Source organism: Fangia hongkongensis FSC776 = DSM 21703 (assembly GCF_000379445.1).
Classification (GTDB): domain Bacteria; phylum Pseudomonadota; class Gammaproteobacteria; order Francisellales; family Francisellaceae; genus Fangia; species Fangia hongkongensis.
The window spans coordinates 82,659-104,492 of the sequence record NZ_KB902272.1 but is presented as its reverse complement, the minus strand read 5'-3'; the positions used below and the strand labels follow the sequence as shown (position 1 = coordinate 104,492).

General features: G+C 35.7%; 19 protein-coding genes. 5 read left to right on the top strand and 14 right to left on the bottom strand.

Annotation, left to right across the window (positions count from 1 at the left end; genetic code table 11):
* Nucleotides 1-21: 21 nt before the first annotated feature.
* From A37Q_RS0111960 to A37Q_RS0111945, 4 genes are all read right to left on the bottom strand, one after another.
* Nucleotides 22-1,296 carry an RING finger domain-containing protein gene (locus A37Q_RS0111960; protein ID WP_018300516.1) on the bottom strand — a complete coding sequence of 425 codons (1,275 nt, stop codon included), beginning with the start codon at nucleotides 1,294-1,296 and terminating at the stop codon, nucleotides 22-24.
* A gap of 167 nt (nucleotides 1,297-1,463) precedes the next feature.
* A complete protein-coding gene (locus A37Q_RS0111955; protein ID WP_018300515.1) occupies nucleotides 1,464-1,823 on the bottom strand; it encodes a cupredoxin domain-containing protein in 360 nt (119 codons plus the stop codon).
* A gap of 1 nt (nucleotide 1,824) precedes the next feature.
* A complete protein-coding gene (locus A37Q_RS15415) occupies nucleotides 1,825-4,041 on the bottom strand; it encodes a heavy metal translocating P-type ATPase (protein WP_018300514.1) in 2,217 nt (738 codons plus the stop codon).
* Nucleotides 4,031-4,450, bottom strand: a complete 420-nt coding sequence (locus tag A37Q_RS0111945; RefSeq protein WP_018300513.1) for a MerR family transcriptional regulator — start codon at nucleotides 4,448-4,450, stop codon at nucleotides 4,031-4,033. The genes A37Q_RS15415 and A37Q_RS0111945 overlap by 11 nt, the downstream gene beginning before the upstream one ends.
* A gap of 184 nt (nucleotides 4,451-4,634) precedes the next feature.
* Here A37Q_RS0111945 and A37Q_RS0111940 point away from each other — a divergent pair, with 184 nt between their 5' ends.
* Nucleotides 4,635-5,810 (top strand): MFS transporter, encoded by a 1,176-nt coding sequence (locus A37Q_RS0111940; RefSeq protein WP_018300512.1) that lies wholly within the window; start codon nucleotides 4,635-4,637, stop codon nucleotides 5,808-5,810.
* 184 nt (nucleotides 5,811-5,994) lie between these two features.
* A complete protein-coding gene (locus tag A37Q_RS15965) occupies nucleotides 5,995-6,570 on the top strand; it encodes a DedA family protein (protein ID WP_169710312.1) in 576 nt (191 codons plus the stop codon).
* 13 nt (nucleotides 6,571-6,583) lie between these two features.
* On the opposite strand, the gene dcd is transcribed toward A37Q_RS15965, so the two are convergent.
* From dcd to coq7, 3 genes are all read right to left on the bottom strand, one after another.
* Nucleotides 6,584-7,150 carry a dCTP deaminase gene (gene dcd, locus A37Q_RS0111930; protein ID WP_018300510.1) on the bottom strand — a complete coding sequence of 189 codons (567 nt, stop codon included), beginning with the start codon at nucleotides 7,148-7,150 and terminating at the stop codon, nucleotides 6,584-6,586.
* 28 nt (nucleotides 7,151-7,178) lie between these two features.
* Nucleotides 7,179-8,276 (bottom strand): iron-sulfur cluster carrier protein ApbC, encoded by a 1,098-nt coding sequence (apbC, locus tag A37Q_RS0111925; RefSeq protein ID WP_018300509.1) that lies wholly within the window; start codon nucleotides 8,274-8,276, stop codon nucleotides 7,179-7,181.
* 81 nt (nucleotides 8,277-8,357) lie between these two features.
* Nucleotides 8,358-9,014 carry a 2-polyprenyl-3-methyl-6-methoxy-1,4-benzoquinone monooxygenase gene (gene coq7 / locus A37Q_RS0111920; protein WP_018300508.1) on the bottom strand — a complete coding sequence of 219 codons (657 nt, stop codon included), beginning with the start codon at nucleotides 9,012-9,014 and terminating at the stop codon, nucleotides 8,358-8,360.
* Nucleotides 9,015-9,222: 208 nt separating this feature from the next.
* Here coq7 and A37Q_RS15405 point away from each other — a divergent pair, with 208 nt between their 5' ends.
* Both A37Q_RS15405 and A37Q_RS0111910 read left to right on the top strand, forming a co-directional pair.
* A complete protein-coding gene (locus tag A37Q_RS15405; RefSeq protein WP_018300507.1) occupies nucleotides 9,223-9,792 on the top strand; it encodes a helix-turn-helix domain-containing protein in 570 nt (189 codons plus the stop codon).
* Nucleotides 9,793-9,886: 94 nt separating this feature from the next.
* Complete coding sequence (locus tag A37Q_RS0111910) at nucleotides 9,887-10,813, top strand: type 2 periplasmic-binding domain-containing protein (protein WP_018300506.1); 927 nt, start codon at nucleotides 9,887-9,889, stop codon at nucleotides 10,811-10,813.
* Nucleotides 10,814-10,848: 35 nt separating this feature from the next.
* Here the strand turns inward: A37Q_RS0111910 and A37Q_RS0111905 are convergent, their stop codons facing one another.
* Genes A37Q_RS0111905 through tatA form a run of 5 tightly spaced genes read right to left on the bottom strand, consistent with a single transcriptional unit; the run spans nucleotide 10,849 to nucleotide 18,427 of the window.
* A complete protein-coding gene (locus tag A37Q_RS0111905; RefSeq protein WP_035405298.1) occupies nucleotides 10,849-11,847 on the bottom strand; it encodes a glycosyl hydrolase family 18 protein in 999 nt (332 codons plus the stop codon).
* Nucleotides 11,848-11,899: 52 nt separating this feature from the next.
* A complete protein-coding gene (locus A37Q_RS0111900; protein WP_018300504.1) occupies nucleotides 11,900-17,179 on the bottom strand; it encodes a hypothetical protein in 5,280 nt (1,759 codons plus the stop codon).
* 55 nt (nucleotides 17,180-17,234) lie between these two features.
* On the bottom strand, nucleotides 17,235-17,975 hold the full coding sequence (gene tatC / locus A37Q_RS0111895; RefSeq protein ID WP_018300503.1) for a twin-arginine translocase subunit TatC: 741 nt from the start codon (nucleotides 17,973-17,975) through the stop codon (nucleotides 17,235-17,237).
* A gap of 38 nt (nucleotides 17,976-18,013) precedes the next feature.
* Nucleotides 18,014-18,199: a Sec-independent protein translocase subunit TatA/TatB gene (locus tag A37Q_RS0111890; RefSeq protein WP_018300502.1), complete on the bottom strand. Its 186-nt coding sequence runs from the start codon at nucleotides 18,197-18,199 to the stop codon at nucleotides 18,014-18,016.
* 3 nt (nucleotides 18,200-18,202) lie between these two features.
* Nucleotides 18,203-18,427, bottom strand: coding sequence for a twin-arginine translocase TatA/TatE family subunit (tatA, locus tag A37Q_RS16495; RefSeq protein ID WP_018300501.1), 225 nt, complete (start codon nucleotides 18,425-18,427; stop codon nucleotides 18,203-18,205).
* A 189-nt stretch (nucleotides 18,428-18,616) separates the two neighbouring features.
* Between tatA and A37Q_RS0111880 the strand changes: the two genes are divergently transcribed.
* On the top strand, nucleotides 18,617-19,534 hold the full coding sequence (locus tag A37Q_RS0111880; protein ID WP_018300500.1) for a LysR family transcriptional regulator: 918 nt from the start codon (nucleotides 18,617-18,619) through the stop codon (nucleotides 19,532-19,534).
* A 57-nt stretch (nucleotides 19,535-19,591) separates the two neighbouring features.
* Here the strand turns inward: A37Q_RS0111880 and A37Q_RS0111875 are convergent, their stop codons facing one another.
* Together A37Q_RS0111875 and A37Q_RS0111870 are read right to left on the bottom strand one after the other, a co-directional pair.
* Complete coding sequence (locus tag A37Q_RS0111875) at nucleotides 19,592-21,001, bottom strand: hypothetical protein (protein ID WP_018300499.1); 1,410 nt, start codon at nucleotides 20,999-21,001, stop codon at nucleotides 19,592-19,594.
* 33 nt (nucleotides 21,002-21,034) lie between these two features.
* On the bottom strand, nucleotides 21,035-21,832 hold the full coding sequence (locus A37Q_RS0111870; protein ID WP_154648690.1) for a helix-turn-helix domain-containing protein: 798 nt from the start codon (nucleotides 21,830-21,832) through the stop codon (nucleotides 21,035-21,037).
* Nucleotides 21,833-21,834 lie beyond the last annotated feature (2 nt).

Genomic DNA, 21,834 nt, shown 5'->3' with positions numbered 1-21,834 from the left:
TTAATTAATCTGTAACTCTACTTAGTTTGAGAGTTCCACCCATATGACTGGAATACTATTATTATCTCTTATGCGTGAAGCAAAATCTCTGACCTCTCCAGCATCACCAACAACAAAAATAATATTAGCTCCTTTATAAGCGTTTCTAGGTATTGATATAAACCTCTCTTGGCCAGCTGTCACCCATACTTGCAGCGTATCTCCACCTTGAAGAGAGTTAAGCTTTTTATATCCTATCCCCATAGTGGATAAATCATTGGGCTGTTCATTAAAACAAATTTGCCAAAACAAACGGGCACTCTCAGAAGTTCCAAAAATAAGTGCCTTAAATTTTCTGGGAGTTGTCTCACTAATATTTATTTCTGACAACCCCCTATCCAATAATCTGCGACGTTCATTTCTAATTTCATTATCACTAGATGTATAATCAATAGCTCTTAGTCTTAATCCATTGATTGTTTTCAGGGAATTTAGAATAAAAGATGTGTACGAATGATTGTGTCTTGGATAATTTCTTATTGTGTTGCAAATATAATTCCAACACGCCACAACATTATTGTTATGTGTGCTGGATCTGGTGATTTGCAAATAGAAATTTAACGCCCTATCCTTTCCTGTATTTCCGCGATGATATACCCCTCTGCCATCCCCTCTCCAAGTTAGGTAACTTGTTGTTGCATCCTCAATTGCAGTTTGTAATGCTTCAAGAGTAACAGATCTACGAGGATGCGTTCTATCTATGGCTGTTTGGAATAAATTTCCTCTATTTGGAGATATTGGATTTAGTTGCACAACATATGCAGGCTGAGGAGGATTAAAAACCCTGACGCGCCTTCTAACATTTCTCCCATTCAATCTCGACCTTCCTCGACATATAGGACAGTTTGGTGAGTTTTCTAACCAAGTTTGTGCACATTGTCGATGAAATATATCATGATCATTCCCACATAAAATATTAAATCGTTCACTACCCAAAGGCTGCAAACAAATAATGCAGTCATTTTCCTGTCCAAGAGGATTTATATTTTGCTCATTATTAAGAAACTCACCAATGTCAAAGTTATCTTCTGGCCTTTGTCTTCTATCACCAAAACTAGTCTTACAAAGAGGACACTCTTCTGCTCTTTGCAGCCATGCATCAATACACATCTTATGGAAATAATGCTTACAACTTGTAATACATACATGCATATCATTTTGTTGATCATTTTCTATAGAGAAACTCTCTAGACAGATACTACAATTAGTATCAACTTGAGTTATATCTTTAAATTCAATTAATTTATAAGCCGGCATACCCTCTCCTTCATGACATCAATCAGATAGATTGATCATATTTCCTTAAATTCCAACAGCTATGACTAAGCAGTTAACTTATCCATTTTAGTGAAAATGAACTCCTGAAGGGTAACAGTAAGTAAGCTAGATAAACAGCGTAAATCTACGCTAGTTTTAGAGAATAATTATGCGACAACCACGAGCTCCCCTTGGTACATTTTCATTTGGCATGCAAAGGGGTATTTGCCAGGTAGAAGATTCTCTAACTCTAATTGAAAAGGCTGATCTATAGGCAGCCTTGCCTGCTTATCAATGCCTTCAAAAATCACATACTCTGAGCAAGCACTTTTATCTTCTCGATAAAACTCCAACGTAATTTTGTCTTTTTGTGCCACCTCAATACGAGAAGGCGTGTAAACACCATCTTTTACCATAATTTTAATGACATCAGTTGCAACTTTTTCTGCTTTAGCTTTCTTAAGCCAAAACCACCATATAATCAGCACGATTAAGATAATACCGATACTATTTACTACAATACCCATGTTATTTTTCCCCTTGAAGTTTAATAAAACGAAGCCTATTTGCATTCATCACAACAGTTAAAGAAGATGCAGCCATTGCAGCCCCTGCAATCATAGGACTTAATAACACGCCTATAAATGGGAATAAAATCCCCGCGGCAATGGGAATTCCCACAACATTATAAATAAAAGCACCAAACAGGTTCTGCTTGATATTACGCATGGTTGCTCTTGAGATTTCCATTGCTTCAACAATACCATCTAATGAGCCACGCATTAGTGTTATCTCGGCACTATCCATAGCAACATCAGCACCACTGCCAATCGCAAAGCCGACATCTGCCTGCGCCAAAGCTGGAGAGTCATTCACCCCATCTCCGACCATCGCGACACATTCACCCTCTGATTGTAAACGCTCTACTTCACTTTTTTTATCTTGAGGTAACACCTCCGCAGTAAACGCATCAATTCCAACTTCATTAGCAATCGCTTTTGCGGTGTGTTTATTATCCCCTGTCAGCATCATCACCTTAAGCCCAAGATCATGAAAGCGCTGAATGCTTTTTTTAGCATCCTCTTTAATCGGATCAGCGACAGAAATAATGCCCAATAACGATGTGCTATCAGCAATATACATAGGCGTATAACCTTTTTGTGCTTTTTCATTTAATACTGATAGCGCCTCAGAGATATTAATCTGATTTTCTTCCATCCATTTTTGATTCCCTAAATAAATGCGCTCCTCATTGATAAGCGCACTGACACCATGACCACTTAGCGCCTTAAAATTCTCTGGCTTAACAAGTGTTATTGATCTTGTTTTTGCATACTCTACAATAGCAGCTCCTAGAGGGTGTTCTGAACCTTGTTCAACTGAGGCTGCAAGTGCTAATAACATCTCTTCATCTACTTTAGAAAAAGTCACAATATCCACAACTTCAGGTTTCCCTTTGGTAATCGTCCCTGTTTTATCTAACACAACTGTTGTTAGTTTATTTGCTTTTTGCAGCGCATCTCCATCTTTAATTAAAATCCCTCTTTTGGCTGCTTTCCCCATACCAACAATAACAGAAATCGGTGTTGCAAGCCCAAGTGCACAAGGGCAAGCAATGACAAGCACCGTCATAGCGGCAACAAGTATATAACCTGCTGAGAATCCAAGATTAAACCAAATAAGCGCGCTAATAACTGCAATAATCAATACAGAGGGAACAAAGTAAGCTGAAACGCTATCGGCAATCTTAGCAATCTTAGGTTTGGTTGACTGTGCCTGCTGAACCATTTGTATAATATTTGCCAAAGCCGTGTCCTTGCCAAGCTTTGTCGCTTTAAATAAAAAACCGCCCTCTTTATTGACGGTTCCTGCGTATACCTTATCCCCTTTATTTTTTTTAATCGGTAATGACTCACCTGTTAACATGGATTCATTAACATATGATTGACCTTCTGTAATTACACCATCCAATGCGATTTTTTCTCCCGGTCTCACACGAATGATATCATCTATTTGAAGTGCATCTAGCAGCACATCAACTTCACTACCATCTGGCTTTATCACCCTTGCTTGCTTTGGCTGTAACCCCATTAGACTTTTAATTGCCTCTGAGGTTTTGCCGCGTGCTTTTTCTTCTAAAAAGCTCCCCAAATTAACTAACGCCACCACAATCAATGATGCATCAAAATAGATGTTTTGCGCACCAGAAGGAAAAAGGCTTGGCAATAGAATCACCACAACAGAGAACACCCAAGCAGCAAGCGTACCAACGCTAATTAATGTATCCATTGTTGCATGATGATTTAAAAAAGCCTTAACTGCACTTTTATAGATATGTCCTGCTGAGTAAAAAAGCGCAGCAAGTGCAATGACAGTAATAACAAGCCAAAACCCTTTACCTAAATAGCTGTCAAGTGATGGAGCGGCATTGATCAGTGGCAATAAAAATAAGATCACCCCTAAGATACCAGAGATGATAAACCGCTTGAGAGGTTGATAGTCAACGCCTTCATTAGTAGGCTCACCATCTTCAATTACCGTGCTGTCATAGCCATGTTTTTTTAATACATCCATAACACTCTTAGCTGAAGCACTCCCTTGTATCAAAAGCTCTCTCTCAGCAAAATTCACATGGTAACTTTTAAGTGTTTTTAATGTTGAAAGCGCTTTTTCTATATGATTAACACAGCTTGCACAGCTAACATTATTTAACTTAAGTCGATATTCTTGATATTCAGCTTTCATCCCTAGCCCCTTTTTTTAAATCGCTATCATATAAATTCTCTAAAATCGGGCAATTTTCTATTGAAACTTTTCCATCACATGCCCTCTCCCAACTTATAAGCGTCTTTTCTATCTTTTTTAATAGCGCTATTTTCTGCGTCACTGCCGAGCGTTTTTGTACAATGGTCTTTTTAACATCCTGACTCGATTTACTACGCTTTTCTAAAACAAATAATGCCTTAATTTCCTCAAGACTTAAGCCAACAGATTTTGCATTTTCAATGAACTGCATTTTTTTGCACATTTCAGGCATATACATCCTATAGCCATTAGAGCCACGTGTTGATTGGATTAATCCAATTTTTTCATAATAGCGGATGGTCACCGTCGTTGCGCCACACGCTTTAGCTAAATTACCGATTGTTAGCATAATGCTCCTCACACTTTATCTTGTTATTTGTGAGTATAGCTTTAACCTCAAGGTTAAGGTCAATAACTTAATTGAGTTTATTTATTTTTACTTGTTATGGCTTATGGATGCTCAGTAAATATGTTAGTTTGGCCAACATGGTATATAAAATCAAATCACATAGTTCGATGGAAAGAGCTTCAAAATGAAAACAAGATATTTAGGTTTAATTATTCTATTTATCTTCCCAATTGGGCAGATGTCTATTGATATTTACGCACCTTCTTTACCTGCAATTAGTCATGATTTCTTAGCGAGTAGTACTGATGTGAAACTTACTGTCTCACTATTTGTAGTGACCTATGCCATTGCTCAACTGTTTTATGGCCCACTTTCAGATCAATTTGGACGAAAAAAACCACTTATTACCGCAATGCTTATTTACATCATAGGCACTCTTTTAGCTACCTTTGCCGCAAAACTCTATGTGTTATATATAGCAAGATTTCTTCAAGGAATTGGTGTGGCAGGAATTATGGTCATTGTCCGAGCGATGATCAGTGAATCCTTTAAAGGAAACATGCTCAAAAAAATTTCAAGTTATATCGCGCTATTATTTTCAGGCAGCGCTATTATATCTCCTTGGATCGGAGGGTTATTACAATATATATCTGGCTGGCGCTCAGTATTTATCCTCTTACTTATTTATGGACTAATTTCCTTTATACTGATGTTAAGCTTACCTGAAACCCATCACAAGCGCGCTCAATTCAACTTGCTACAATTTATACAAAACTCAAAAGAGATTGTTACTCACTGTACATTTCTAAGTGCCATTTGCTTTCAGTCCGTTGTATTGAGTTTTTTCTTTGTGTTTGCACTACAAGGAACATTTGTGATTCAAAAAGGGCTTGGCATGAGTGCTTCAGCCTTTGGAGAGCTAGCATTAATTATTGGTTTTGGTGTTCTAATTGGTTCATTAATCAATAAAACATATTCAACACGCATAGCCACCTTACAACTAATAAAGATATGTTTCAGCCTTATGCTCCTCACTAGTATTATTTTTGTTATTTTTAGCTGTTTATTTCCACAAAGCTTATATCTAATGGTAATTGCCTCTTTCATTTGGGCATTGATTGCAACAACAGCTGGTCCAAGCTTTTTTTCACTGTTTCTCTCAACTTTCTCCATGAATGCTGGACTTTCAAATGCACTTTCAGGCTTTGCCACATATACATTAGTTGGCATTATTACCTTTATAATGAGCCACTTTCAACAAACAAACCTTCTACCTATTTGTATTTATACACTATTTGCTTCCATAATTGCTTGGGGAAGTTATTTTGCTATTAAAAGGCCTCTTAGAGAGTTCTCTTAATGGTAGTTTTAGCCAGATGCCAAGATGCCCGCAATCATCACATCCCTAATTGCTGGCTACTTCCTTGTTTCAGAAGAAAGCTTGAGATAATAAAATCTGTTTAAAGGGCTATACTAAATAATACTGTTACATGATTAATATTACCTATATGGCTCTTATTTATACGCATTTTTTTTGGCTTGCTATGATCGCATCTGCTCTTAACAGCGCCATTGTTGCTGTGATTGCAGGATTTGCTGCCAAAGCAGAATCAGGCTCCCTAATTGCCCTTATTCTCATTCTCACCATTGCCAGTCATATGATCAGCTTCATTTATTTTATTGCAGGAAGAGTGATTCGCAGCATTGCAGTTCGGTTTATGAATAAACACCATATTCACTTGAAATCTAAAAAGCTTGCCAAAGTTAATGAATCTGTTCAAAAATATCGCCTTCTTTTTATCCTGATGTATCGATTTTTACCAGGTATTCGCTTTATCTCTCCCTATATCATTGGGATTAATGCAACAAGCTTCTGGCCTTTTTTCTTTATCGACTGGGTGGGGGCTTTTGTCTGGGCTGTCATTTTTGGGGTATTAGGTTATCTCTTTGGTGCGGCAACAATGCATTATATGGATGAGTTCTCCAACTATGCTAAATATATCTACCTTACTGCGGCTGTCATTATTATCTTTTTTGTTGTAAAAAATCGCTTGATTAAATTCATACAACATCGACAAGAATCAAAGGCAAGTAAAAGCGGACTTGATGTGTTCTTATAGCCTAAAATACAACTTAAGTTCTAGGCAGGGTTACACCTCTTTGCCCTTGATATTTACCACCACGATCTTTATATGAGGTTTCACACACTTCATCCGATTGATAAAATAACATTTGCGCCACCCCTTCATTTGCATATATTTTTGCTGGAAGTGGCGTTGTATTTGAAAACTCCAAAGTCACATGCCCTTCCCACTCAGGCTCAAGCGGCGTTACGTTGACAATAATGCCACAGCGGGCATAGGTTGATTTTCCAAGACAAACGACTAATGTATCGCGTGGAATTTTAAAATACTCCACCGTGCGAGCCAAGGCAAATGAGTTTGGTGGGATGATACAAACATCACCTGTAAAATCAACAAAGTTATCATGATCAAATGCTTTTGGATCAACGATAGATGAGTTAATGTTAGTAAAGATTTTAAACTCATTCGCACAGCGCACATCATAGCCATAACTTGAGGTGCCATAAGAGACAATTTTTCCAGTATCATTTGCTCTTATCTGGCCTGACTCAAATGGAAAAATCATCTGATTATTCTCAGACATTCTACGAATCCAGCGATCTGATTTTATCGACATATTATGTATCCTTTGTAATTATATAAACTTAGTTTTTACTTGAATTATTTGTATATTCTACTTTAACCGTTGGCATGTTAATCATCACAGCCTTTGGTAAAGATGCTATTTTTGCGCTCACTTGTAATGCTATCTCATTATACAACTGACTTAAGGCATTTTTTTGTGTTTTTGCCATAGTAGGTTTGCCACTATCAGCATCCTCACGAATTTCAATTGCCAATGGCAGCGAGCCCAAAAGTGAAGTATCATATTTTTCCACTAACTTCTCTGCTGCTTTCTCGCCAAAGATATGTGCTGTTTCACCACAATTTTGACAAGTGTACACACTCATATTTTCGATAATACCTAATGTATGAATCTGCACTTTATTAAACATCGCGATAGCTCTTTTTGCATCAATCAGTGATAGATCTTGTGGTGTTGTAACAATAATGCTTGCACTCATTGGAATTTTCTTTGCCATCGTCAGCTGAATATCACCTGTTCCAGGCGGCAAATCGATAAACAAGTAATCAAGCTCACCCCAATCTGTATCATTCAAAAGTTGCATTAGAGCACCTGAAACCATGGGTCCTCGCCAGATAATAGCTGAATCCGGATCAATCAAGTTTCCAACTGAAATCACCTTAACGCCATGTCTCACTAAAGGCTTTATTTTTTTCTTATCATCCGTTGTTGGGTTGTCATAGCTTCCCATGATAAGCGGCTGACTTGGACCATAAATATCTGCATCCAGTATGCCGACTTTAGCGCCATTATTTGCCAGCGCAATGGCAAGGTTAGCGCAAGTGGTCGACTTTCCAACGCCCCCTTTTCCAGAGGCAATTGCGATAATATTTTTAATCCCTTTAATTGGCTTTAAACCTGACTGAACTTTATGCGTTTCTACTTTACTTGCAACATCAATTTCAAAAGCCTGTTCAATCCCTTTATCATACAAATAATCACTTAGCTTTGAAATCAACTGATCAATTTGAGTGTCAGATAAGAAAAATCCTATTCTCAAGTGAATTTGAACCACACCATCTTCTTCTAAAATCTGTACATTCTTTAAATAATGCTTTGCATGAATGCCAAGTAGCGGCTCATTATAGTGATCTAACAGCGTTCTTAACTGATGCATAAAGAGATAAAAAAACTTAAATATCTAAATGTGGATAGTCTATCTTAATTCACCATTAACAGCAAAGAGAATGTCTAAGATTTACAGTTTATAAGCAATTGTTGTCATGACTTTTGATTTAAGTGTCATCAGCATTTTCACAGGAAAAGGCAACTCCATTCCGCCGGCTAAAACAGCCTCTTTTGCATGTGATTTTTCATCTTCATACATCGCTTGCAAAATAGCCTTTGATTTTTCATCTTGGACCGGCAATGAGGATAAATGCTCACTTAGATGATTCATCACCTGTTTTTCTGTTTCTGCCACAAAGCCGTAGCTCACCTTATCGCTGATTAACCCAGCTGCTGCACCAATAGTAAATGAACCTATATACCAAAGCGGATTTAAAAGACTCTTTTTTGCATCCAATTCAGTTAATCGTTGCTCACACCAAGACAAATGGTCATATTCTTCATCAGCAGCGTGATACAAATGTGCTTTTGTCGCCTTATCTTTGGCAACAAATGCCTGACCACGATAAAGCGCTTGTGCGCACACCTCTCCTGTGTGATCAACTCGCATAAGCCCTGCCACGTGTGATTTTTCTGTATGATCTAACTCTCCTTCTGCTAGTGCTTCTGCTGGAGAGGTGCGTGTATTATGCTTTGCCTCCATAAAAACTGATTTAAATAAATGATCCACTTCACTGATACATTGATCTATAAAACTCAACTGACGAAATGACATGTATGCCTGCATTATCTCACCGTTATACTTAAAAAGAATTATATACTAACTCCTTACATTTTTGCACCGCTTCTTACCCCAATTGTCACCCTTCTTAGGCTCAACACTAATTGATGGCAAAGGTTGCCTATTGGCGTAATTTCGATTATATTTGTCGATAATATCGACTATTTGATAAGTCTTTGATTAAAACAAAAACTTATTACCTAAATATAACAATATGACCAACCCGACCTTACATACACTTGCAGATCGACTGCAATACATTATTGAACTTCGAAATTTATCTCATAATGATGTCGCGAGGCTTTGTGGAATTAAGCAAGGATCCGTTTCTTACATCCTTGCTAAAAATCTAGATCGAAGTAAGCTTGCGTACGAAATGGCAAAAGGGCTCAATGTCTCCTATGACTGGCTGACAACAGGCAGAGGCACGATGCGTCCACAATCAATACATCAGATTCCGCTATTTGATAATGTATTTGATGGGATTAAATATACCCAAAGTCAGGACATTGAGTCGGTTCAATCATTTGTTTATAGTGAAAAAGATGAACTTGCTAAAGAAACCTTTGCCTATAACATTAATGATAAAGTGACATTGATTTGTCTTTTTTCTCAAGATTCCCCTCATCATTGTGGGCTTTTTTTAAATGTCACTAATATTTTGCTTGGTGAAGTGGAGCTTTCAAAAACCCCCACACACGATGCCTATTACCCTGTGGCTGAGCTTCGCATCAATGAGCTTAGCGAAACAGATAAATTAAAGTTAATGTCTTTTTCTATTTAACAGACACACTCACATTTCTAAAGAGAGACATTATTGAAATAAAATTATTTTAAACTATGTTGAAATCAGAGCTTCCATTTAATTGTAGTAAATTATGACTGACTTTAATAAACTTACATGGTCAAAAGTATCGATTTTTTCTCTTGAAGTTCTAGCTTATTACATAGAGTCTGACTCTCTATCAGATTGTCAAACTCAATTTAATTTACCTCGCTATAAAATAATAAATATATTAGATAAAGTTAGCAATCACTTAGGCTTTGCAGTTTATGAGGTTTGTAATACACAGACCAAACCATCTAAAAAAGTTAAACCTTATTTATCGAATATAAAGAAATTATTATCTCAATTAGAAAAAACTTATCGCAAAAGTAACCAGATAACTTTATATTTACCCATTGGATTTGGTCAGGTATTTGCGAAATATATATTGCCTAAAATTAAAGATAACCATTGCCTTAATATATCTATATATTCAAAAAATATACTAGATAATTATGGTTTGTTTTACAGGCATATTATTAATCATTATGACCTAGTTTATATCCCAAAGACATATGAGTATCTATTAGACCCAAATCTATGGATATGCAAATATAATTTTGATTCTTCCGTTCATGTATACGCTAGTCAAGAATATATCAGTAGAAACACTTCAATTGATCATCCTAAGTGTCTGGAAAATTCTAATATTATCGGGCACAGCCCTAATCAGAAAACTGGTAATGTATGGTCATTTAAAGCTAATGCCAATGATGAATTTCACATAAAGATTCAGCCTCATATTTATATAGATACAGATTATATTCAATTATGTGCTGCTGGCAACGCTTTAGGAGTTGTTAAACTTGAAAAGCTACTTGTCGAACTGTCTAATGATAGAATTAACTCTATTCTTTCAGAATATGAACTACCCAAAGCAAAGTGGTCATTGTATGTAAAATCTAATTCCAAAAACCCTAGAATAAATGAGTGTATTAAGGAAATAATAAATCTATTGCAACAATTTTCGCTTCATTAAATGACCATGAAAACGATGAGGTAAAACTGAGGTTTTTATGATGCTTTTAGCATTTCTTCCATAATATCAGAAAAAAACCACCTACTCCCTATATCATAGTTGATATCCCACACACCAACACCTGCAAATCTTTTGTTATTAACAATCTGTTTAAGACTGCCAGTAGCAACTTCTGGATCTACATACCCTCCATGCGGAGAAGCCTTCTCTACTGCAGGGTATGCCATAATGAATTTCGTTTTTTCTGGGTAGTTCACATATTTCTTATTAATGAGTTTATTAAATACAACATTCGCTGGAACGGCTGGACGATAGTTATAGTTTTGCACAAAAATAGCATCAAGAAGCGGCTGCCCTGTTTCATCAGTTTTCTGAGCTAAGTCATTGAATCCTTGACCTTTTCCTTCAATCGTCCCAGGAGCCCAAGATAACCCATCCGGCATTCCTTGATGAGAATACCCTTCTCTATAAATTGGAGCCGCTGTAATATAAAAACCATGAGGAAATTTATCTTGGTTATTATTTGCATTTTTTCTCAGTCTTTCAAGCATCTTAGCTAAATAAGATGGATTCGCATATTGATCTGCCTCTAAGTCTAAATCCAGTCCATCTAAATTATTGTCAATCAAAAAATTAGTAATATTATCTGCCACTTGAACCGGGTTTTGTCTATCAGGATTCCATAGTGCACTACCTGCATCACTTCCAAAACTAGCTAAAATAATTCCCCCGCCCGCATGATATTGCTCAACGGCTTGAAGGTAGCTTTGTTTGCTTTCATAAGGAGCATATCCATCATTATTCCACCCATTACTATACCATGAAACTTTTGATCCTTGCAGTTGTGCAAATGCTACTATCAGCACGTTATACCCTTTTTGAAGCAACGTATCATATTTGGCGGTATACTTCCCACCTTCACCAGCATAATTTAAATTTTCTTGATAGCCTACAAGTGCTTTATTTGGAAACTCTGTCGCACAAGCTATCGATGATAGCAGTATCATGCTTATTGCAGCGATTATTTTATTCATTTTAATTTCTCCTTTTATATTAATATTAAGTTTGTAAAAGTAATAAGCGACATTAACTATCTTCATCTGTTAGCATAATGCCAAAACTTAGCCCAATAGAACCAGCATTAACAGCTACATATGAGCCAAGCATATAAGGATCTCTTGTTTCAGAAATCTTAATAATGTTAAGTAATATGTCAGCAACATTATCAATTATATCTTTTGCTAAATGCATATTTAATTGCTTAACTTGTTTATTCTTATTTTCTATGACGATACATTTACAAATATTCATCACTAAATTTAATGAATTGCAAATTAGCCCAATTGTATTTGCCATTTTTTCAAATTCTTTTATTTGTGCTTCAGTATACTTCTTGTCTTTATTATCGTCCTTGGCCTGTTCCAGATGCGTTTGATATCCTGTAAGCAATCCTTTGATTGTTGAAGTGACATAACCAATCTGGGTAAATATTTTTAATGTTTCTTGTTTTTTCTGACTAAAATCATTATATAGATGTATATAAAATTCATTATCCAATGGCATACTCACCCCAAATTTTTCCAAGATCTCAAACCCGCTTTTACTTCCTGTAGTCACAACTTTATTCCCTATAGTTGCGGCCTTCACACTATACTTAACATATTTCCAATACTTAAATCCTGGTTGTAAAACATCTAATCCAGCAATGAGCTTCTCATATATATTGATCGCTTCAGCAATGTAAACCATCTCATCTTTATGCCATTTATTATCTGTATATGTAAGCCCCCCAGTAAGCACTTTCTTCGGCTCCAATAGCTTATTAACGTTATTTAGTTTATTTAAAATAAGCTTATTTTCTTCTTTTGGCGCAATGAAATAAGAAATCAACGCAGAAGCTAACATGAGTGGGTAGCCCACAAATAAACACAAGACATCTTTCATATTGTTTAACTTAATGCCTAATATCCAATCAAGAATCGTAGTTAAAAAAGAGGGAAGTTTAACTTTTTCTAGACTTGACAGCACATCGAATATAGAAAAATCTACAATCAACTCTTTGATACTCGTCATTAATGTATCAAGTAAACTGTTATTATCTATTTGCTTTAACTCATTACTTATTAATGTCAGGTTACAACCTGTATCTGAAAATGCCTGTTTTTTAAATATTGTGCTCAGTTTGTTGATTTCTGAGTTAGATTGTAAGGCTCTAAGCCCTGTCGTAGTATTACTTTGCAAAGAGTTACGAATATGTTGCTGAAATTGAAGATTAATAGCATCTTCCACGTGCCTATTTGCATCATGTTTTTCTAATAAATCGCTTATATGATCAAAATTATCAGGCTTATCATTCTTTCCTTTGGATTGATCTTGCCCATCTTGTATCAACTGATTCTTTTTTTGTTCAAATTCTACTAATTCATTCGGATTCACTTTTTCCATCATGGCATTAATATCTGGCAAATCCTGATTATCGGCATATAAATTAGTAACATTATCTACTCTCAGCTTCGTTAAATTAGACAGGTTACCAACATAAGTATAAAATGCTTTACCAGTATCCAGTGCGATATCAAAGTCAAATATATATTTTAATATATTAACAATCATGATTGCCACATCAACAATTGCTGTCAGCACGCCTGCAACTAGGCTCACTACACTTTTTGCAATTTTTGCAATATCAGAAATGATGGGGATTTCAAGATCAGCAATTGCCTTCAGCAAATCATTTAACTTATTTTTAATCCAGTTAATTGCTTCTTTAATTTTATTTAATATGGCAATGGCAAAATCACAGACTTTATGCCAGATATCACTCAACCAGCCACCAAGTTGACCTGGAGTAATTATCTGAGAGGGGTTGAATAATGGATTAACTAACGAAGTAGAATTAACTCCATTTTGATATAAGGCTATATTCGCTTCATGTCGATACAATATATTAGGCTGTAGGGAGACACGACGCTTTACTCCCGTTTTCAATTGCTGTGTATCATGATGCGATTTAAATTGTACCTTGTCCTCCTCTCCAAAAGAAGCTTGACGAAGTTTAGAAGAAGCCTGTTGGAGTCCTGTTTTTAAATCGCTCTCTATCTTACTATCACCCTTATAGTCGGCATCAAGGTTTCCCATTACCTCTTTCAAAAGGTTACCATTATTATTACGAGATTGTTCATCCATACGAGCATGAACATTATAAGCAAGGTTCATGTCATGCCACGCATATATATCCTCAACCTCATTCTTTAATCGCAATAACGGCATTGAAACAGCTGATTGGAACTTATAACCATCAATAATGCGATAATAGAAAGTTATACCTGAAAGCCTATCAACTTCTGGCGCTTTCACTTGAATTGAGACCTTGCCTGAAGCATCTGGTTTTACAAAGTATGATTCAAGCCTCTTAGCATATGCCCCTTCATTACGCTGATCCGATCCTGTAAATATCTCAAAATAACAGGGTTGGGCAAATCGTATTTCAAATGCTTGATCATCACGTAATACGCAATCTTTGTTATATATATTTTCTGCTTGAAGCTTAACATTATATATTGTTGTTTTTTCACAATGTTCTGTAATATGCTCTTCACCGGCAGCAACTTGTGCATTAATTACATGATCATGCCAAGTTTCATCTGCAATCTCTTTGGTAAGATACTTATATTGTTTTTTAACACTGATATCTTTAGCTTTAGTGTTATTTAGATTATTTTCTTGGACAACGATAAGTTCATGGTCAGATGCATACTTGCTCCAATCCAGTAATCTTAGTGTCTTACAATATCTATTATTTGATCCTTTTTCAGACGGTGTGCTCAAAGGAAGATAAGTCGATTCCCACTGGATGCTGTTATTATATTGTGTAACAGCTCTTCCATAACCACCACCATCTTTGTCTACCTGCTGTCTAAATATATATAAACCACCATCTTCTGTATGAACAATGTATCTAGCAGCACCAATGAGACTCCTAGAGAAATAAGCTTTTTTAATCTTAGCCTTACTAAACCACTTAGAGGCATATTCTTGATCAGACTTACCCTCAAGATAAAAACTAGAATAAATATATCCAAACTCATGATGAATACACTTATCGGGGTCGCCCCTCAGAATATTATGACTGCTTGTACTTTCATCAAGCTGAACAGTTGCCTCACATAATGAATCAAATCGACTCTCTACATAAGAGCCACCAGAGAAGTATAATTTATAGTATTCATTACTATAGGTAGAATAATACTTTTCAAATTGGAAAATAGGACGGGCAAGCCCTGAATTTTGGTTAAATAGAGAGTGCTTTAAGTAAGTATCAACTGTACTATTAAATATAATACCTGTTTCCCTTTCTTTAGGACAAACATACTCAGTGTATTTGTCCCCAAATTTTTTATGTGATTCCTTCAAGAAGCTTTCATCTTGGATATCATAAATATAAAGCTCATTATCAATTGTTGTTGGAATAAAGTGCATTGCGATTGATCTTGCAAAATGCTCTCCCCCATCCCCTGAGTGGGTATTTTCATAAGCCATTAATAATTTTTGTCCCTTATTAAAATAGCCTATCGGTCTGAATAATTGCTCAATAAATGATTTTGTGTCTCCTCGCCTTAAAAGTGCATGTCCAACTCGTGGATTTTTATCATTTAAATCTGAATCTGTGATACGATAGTTCTTATTCCCAGCCATTCTCCAGAACATATCTGAATCATTATTGTCTGACCACCATAAATATTCATAACGATGCTTATTGTTTAGTGAGACAAATTTCACCACAGGTGCCTCTTGTCCCTCTTTAAAAAAGATATAAAATCCAAGATTCATCCAAAGGTTAACTTTTACCGTTCCATATAAACATGCAAAGTTATTCCCAGATTCAAATTTACCAATATCTTCAATTGTTAATCTTAAATTTTTTGCTTTAAAACCCCTATAACCTGAGCCACTTCTAGGTATGCGCGGGTCTATTTGATGATCAAGCAACTTGATCATATTTTCCTGTAAAATCGCTAAAGGGTTATAAACATGCCATCTGTCTCCAGAAGTATCAGATATGCTACCTTGATCATAAACAGCCTTTAGCTGCATACCATCTGGACAATGGACTGCATGCCTTGAATTTTGAACATATAATCTCATTTGCTCCCAACAAGATGACATCTCACTTGTATGCTCTAACCACTTCCCAGGTGATCCATCCCAACTGCCTTGAACAGATTGTTTAGCAACAAGAATCATTTTTTGATTCCTAACATAACCATTGTCAAGCGTGTTATGTTTATGTCCATTGATTGAAACGATACGATTGTAATCAAAATCTTGAGGCATATAATCCTCAAAAACGTTTTTATTAACGTCAAAAGCTTGATTTGCATCATAATAACAACCCTCTTTGCCTGCATAAAGCTTCAAATTGGCATCTGATGTAAATTCAAGCATTACATTTTCCTTCGTTTCCGCGCCCATTCCAGAAAGGTCTTTTATGAAGTTGCCCTTACTAGAATATATAGCCAACCTTCCATCTGTCTGAAATGCAAGTACTGCTGCCTCAGGATGCTTTTCTCCGCTAAAAAGGGTCCAGCAATATCGATCACTATCTTTAGACCAAATTTCAATATTCCCAGTATCAGGAAGATATACCAAACGAAAGTATTTATTTTGTATTTCATCCCCTTTTCGAAGTTCAAAATTGCCCGTCTTATTTGACAGTTTAATTGTAAGTGTTTCAGGAAAAGCAGTTGGCAGCTGTATAACTCTTTTCTTAACAGGCGCAGTTTGCTTGGTATTATACTCATATAAAACCAATTCATGGCCATTGTGCATATAAGGACTATCTTTACTAAATTGACTGTTTTGTAAACGAACCAATTCTGGATGACCGTAGGTTCGCTGTAAATTTTTTGATATTTCCTCAAGTCCCTGATTTGGATTTTGAAAGCCTTCTTGTGCACGAACAACGGTATTAAGGGCTTCTAGTGTATCTTCATATTCCTTGGCCTCAATACTTTCAATATGTTTATGCTTTAAAATATCGTCAATAACATCACTCGTAACTTTGATGCCAGCAGCTGTAGTAATAGTTTCTTTTAATTCGTTTGTCAAAATGGGCATTTCTTGAATTGGTAGCGTTAAATCAGGCCTTTTTGCAGCAAATGCAGAAGGAACAATTCCTTGCCCCACCAATGCTGCTACCGTTGACAGCTTAAATGTTCCACCAAGAAACTGTCTTCTTGAAACTACTTTTTCAAAGATTTGCATCTCTTTATCAGATACATCTTTATTATTCACAAAACGCTTTAATGTTTTCTTAACTTTAGCTCGTAAGCTATTAACTTGTTGCTGATCTTTTCTCTCTGACATCTTAATCTCTCCAGTTAAAAATTAGTTTATTTTGAACACTTCAATTTCTTTGTAATTAGATAATTGGGAACGCTTTTTGATTATTTTGTTTTTTGGGCTCCACAAATCGTGAAATAAATAAACCCAATTCATACATCACATAAATGGGCCCTGCAAATATCGCTTGGAATAAAACATCAGGCGCTATAATCATAGCAATGACAAAAGCACCTAAAATTGCAAAACGTCTTCCTTTTGCAAGCGTTCTTCTCTCCACAAATCCAAATTTGACAATAATTGTCATAACAATAGGTATTTGGAATATCAAACCCACAATAAATGATGTATTAATAATAAAGTTTAGTAAGTTTGACATACTGGTCATCACTTGCACTGAGCTTGGTGAAACGCTAATGAAAAAATTAAATAACACAGGTAGCACAATAAAGTAACTTGTTGCAAAGCCTATATAAAATAACACTAAACTTAAAAAACTTATCGGTAATAAAAAGCGTTTTTCGTGTCGCAATAAAGCTGGGCCCATAAATCCCCAAATATGGTAAAATAAGTATGGCGCACAAATAAGCATACTTAAGTAGAAGTTTAACTTCAATGGCATAAAAAAAGGTGAGGTAACTTCAGTTGCAATTATACTTGAGGCTTTTGGTAAAGCGACTAATATTGGCTGTGCGGCAATATCAAATAGCTGGCCTGCAAATGGATATATACAAGCAAATAAAATAACAAATATAATAGTACACTTAAAACCTCTATTTCTGATTTCTATCAGGTGTGAGCTAACCGCCTTGACATCCATAGGTAACCTCATTCATTGAAATAGTATTAAAATAAAAATTAGTTAGGCTTATTCTTATCGTCGATAGTTGACTCTAAATAAGTACTAATATCTGACATGATTTTACGCACTGATCGTATACATTTGGCAATAAACCTAACAACTTGCTTGAGTTGTTCTGGACCTAATACTAATAAGCCAATGCCTGCACTAAGCAATAGCTCAGGTCCACTTAAGCCAAACATGATTTAACCTCTGGCTTGTCTGTTTTCTGTTGACTCAGAAATTGCTGTAACAGAACCTTCAGTGGTTTGCTTCTCTTGTGTTGTTTCCTTTGTCTCTTTCATGGCATCTTTAAAGCTTTTAATAGAATTGCCTAAATCACCACCTAATGACTTAATCTTTTTACTACCAAATAGTAATAACAAAATTAAAAACACAATTACTAGTTGCCATATACTTATTCCACTCATTTTTTTCTCCTAATGTTTTGAACAATTTGAAAACCTGAGCGCATTCTAACCAAAATATACTTTCTTGTACTACACTTATTTTTGAATTACAGAATGCAAAATATCAAAGATAAAAATGATCTAAAAGAAGTGTATTTTTTGGAGAAATTAAATCTGCTTTAGCACTAATTTGAAAATGGAGTATGTTATATGTCAGAAATTAACTCTTTTAAATTTAATGATATAACACTACAAGAACTAAAAGTTTTTCAGCTTTTCATTAAAACCGGGTCAATAAAAAAACTCTCAGAAAAGTTAGAGCTTTCAGAAGCTACCTGTACTAGAGCAATTAACTCTCTTGAAGATAAATTACAAATAGAATTATTTTTGAGATATCAAAATAACTACTATCCAATCGAAAAAAATTTTGAGCTATATGAATCTATTTGTTCAATTTTAAATACATACGAAAGTACTGCAAAAGCCGATTATCTGCCTTCCAAAAGGAAAATAAAACTCTTTATGTCCATAGACAGCTCATATGAATTCATAAGAAACTTGTCTATTTTGAAAGCTGATACCTCATTGCATATTGAACTAATTACATTTAGTACTTCATTTTTTCTTAACTTTCCAACCCTTATACGGTCCGCAATAAAAAGCGTGGATATAATAGCCATAAGAGATGAATATAGCCACTATATTAATCAAAACGAATGGGATAAAGTTAACTCGACTACCACCCCTCAAAAAATCTACACTTCTCTTAAATACCTTAAAAGCTATGGACACATTGAAACGTTAGAAGATTTAGAAAACTGTATATGGGTTATTTCCAGCAATATGAAAGTAAATAAATGGGAGTTTAGGCATGTCCCTACTGGCAAAAAAAGAATTATGTTTTTAGGAAAGACAATAAAAATTGACAATGAAAGCATTGCTGCCCATGCTATAGAAGGTGGGGCTGGGGTGTCAATTTTGAGTGAATCTCTAATAAAAAGCAATCAAGTAAAAGGATTGATCGAAATTTTACATGATTATAAAGTTCCAAATGCAAAAAGATTATTATATATTAAAAAGAATTTTCATCATAAAGATCTATCTACTTTATTGTCTAAAGTAATTTAAATGTAGTATGTAGTAGCTCTTGATCTAACGGACACCGTGTGTTGGTCTATATAAAGACTATTTTGGTGCCACGGTTAAAGCAAAAGCAAAACTAGAAGAAATGGTATCTGTGTAACCCACTTTGAGCTTACTATGGCTCTTTTCCTTATTTTTGCCTACAGCATCAAATGATAGCGTATAGCTTTGCTGCTCAATTGCTTCAATTAACTCTTTTTGTGCTTCATCCACTTCCGCTGATAGCCTTCCCGCTTCACTCATGTCTTTCCCGTTGGCTTTTTTAGCTGCATCCTCATAGTCTTTTAAAAGCTTATCAAGCTTAACATTTGTGAGCTTTAAGAAGCCTCTTAAATGAATATATTGCTTAATCCAAGAGTCCATCTCAACTTTTTGTGTTGCCTTATTATAATACTTTTCTATATCCACACCTGCAAGATTAGCCAGAAGCGTTCTAACTGCAATCATTGTTAAAACCGCTGGATATTCTGCAGATAAAAAGTTCTCAAGATGCTTAGATTTAGCAAGATAGTTATCAACCTTAACAGCTAACTCTGTATTATGAGAGGCAAATGTTCGATGCTTAATTTCATCTTCCAGATTGACTCTAAGCGCCTGATCAACAGGCAGTACACAATAGGGCTGGTAACTCTCTTTTGGTTTACGAACACTGATTTGATCTTCTTCTAAATCAATAGCACAGGTTGCTAACCTTACAGCTTTACTACCAATCTTAAAATCATAGGTTTCATTCAGTAAATCTCTGTAGGCTTCCATTGATTGATAAAGAGTACCCTTAGCTGTTGACAAAATATAATGATGAATCGTCTCACCAAAATATAATATCAGATAGTCATGATGATTATACTTCCCCGGAGTAATAGAAGACTCCTCACGATGATCAATTATTTCAGCCAATTGATTAATAACAGTAATTTCTTTAGAACCTCCAACACTATTATTAACTGTAATTTTAGTTGGCTTATCAAAGTAGCTCTGATTTTCCTCAAGCAGATGAGTTAAACTAAGCTTACTCTGTAAACTACCAGTTTGTCCCAATTTTGCACTTTTATTTTCCAAGCTTAGTTTAGTTGCAAGGGAGTCAGGGGTGTTAATAATCTGAGTTAATACATCCAGTTGTGGATTAATCCCAACCGGTGCAAACGCTTTAGCTTTTGCTTCAGTTGTTAAATCAACTGGCTTGTCCTTCATTAAAATGCTAGAGCTGGATGTGAAACTTGTCTCAATATAGTCATTTGGATTATATGGAGTTGGCTTTGGGTCCTCTTGATCAGGGTCTACAGGAGTAACATCTGGTTGAGGCGATGGAGAAAGCTCATGATCAGAACTCTTCTCATGAGTTGATTGTTGACCGCCTGTGCCAGTATCACTACCGCCATTTCCCCCACAGGCACTTAAGCTAACGGCAAGGATTACTGTTATGATTGATAAATTAATTTTACTGATATTCATATATAACTCTCTCTATTATTTACTTTATTTTATCTAGGAATCAAATTCCCAATTACAATTGTGATGCCGCAAACCCGTTGGTTTGACTAACTTTTTACTGCCACTTTTCCTCTGAGTAAAAGCCTCCGGGAAAAATAACATTTCTCTATGATTTTCATGTAGATAACCGCTAAGAGCAGCCTTAGAGTTCACTCCAAACACCTCATATAAGCGCTGCAAATTACTTTCAACCGTTCTTGATGATCTATGCACCTTAAAGGCAAGTTCTCTTGAAGTTAAAGAAGGGTTGAAATATAAAGATTTCGCTATCTCCAGTTGAACTGAGCTCATCACTGGCTGATGCATCAGCTTGCGCTTTTCTTCTTCAAGAATCTTAAGTTTATAAGGCTCCTCTTGCAGGCTTATTCTAAAATCACTTTCAAATGTTGATGCCCAAAAATAATGCTCAAACTGCTGCAAAAACTCTTGAACAACCTGCATAGTGTAACCTGTTCCATAAATAGGCTGCTTTGAAAATAGTACAATCTTCGCAATAGCATGGTCTCGTTCACGCAACATGCGAAATATGCTAACGATGTCACCATTTACCATTGTTTTTTTCAAATTTTGCAATGTCTGATATTTATCTGGCTCGCACATAAAGCAGGCAAGATCATGATAGAAAAAATAATCTGGCATTGATAGCATATTAGTGTAACTAAGCAGTGGACCTCGCATTGCATCGTTTTGCTGCGCCCATAAGTCTATTAACGGATGTGGGATAATAATGACCTCATGAATTTCCCCATTTGGGCTAATGCTAGTATAAAGCATACCTGTTAGATTCAGCATAC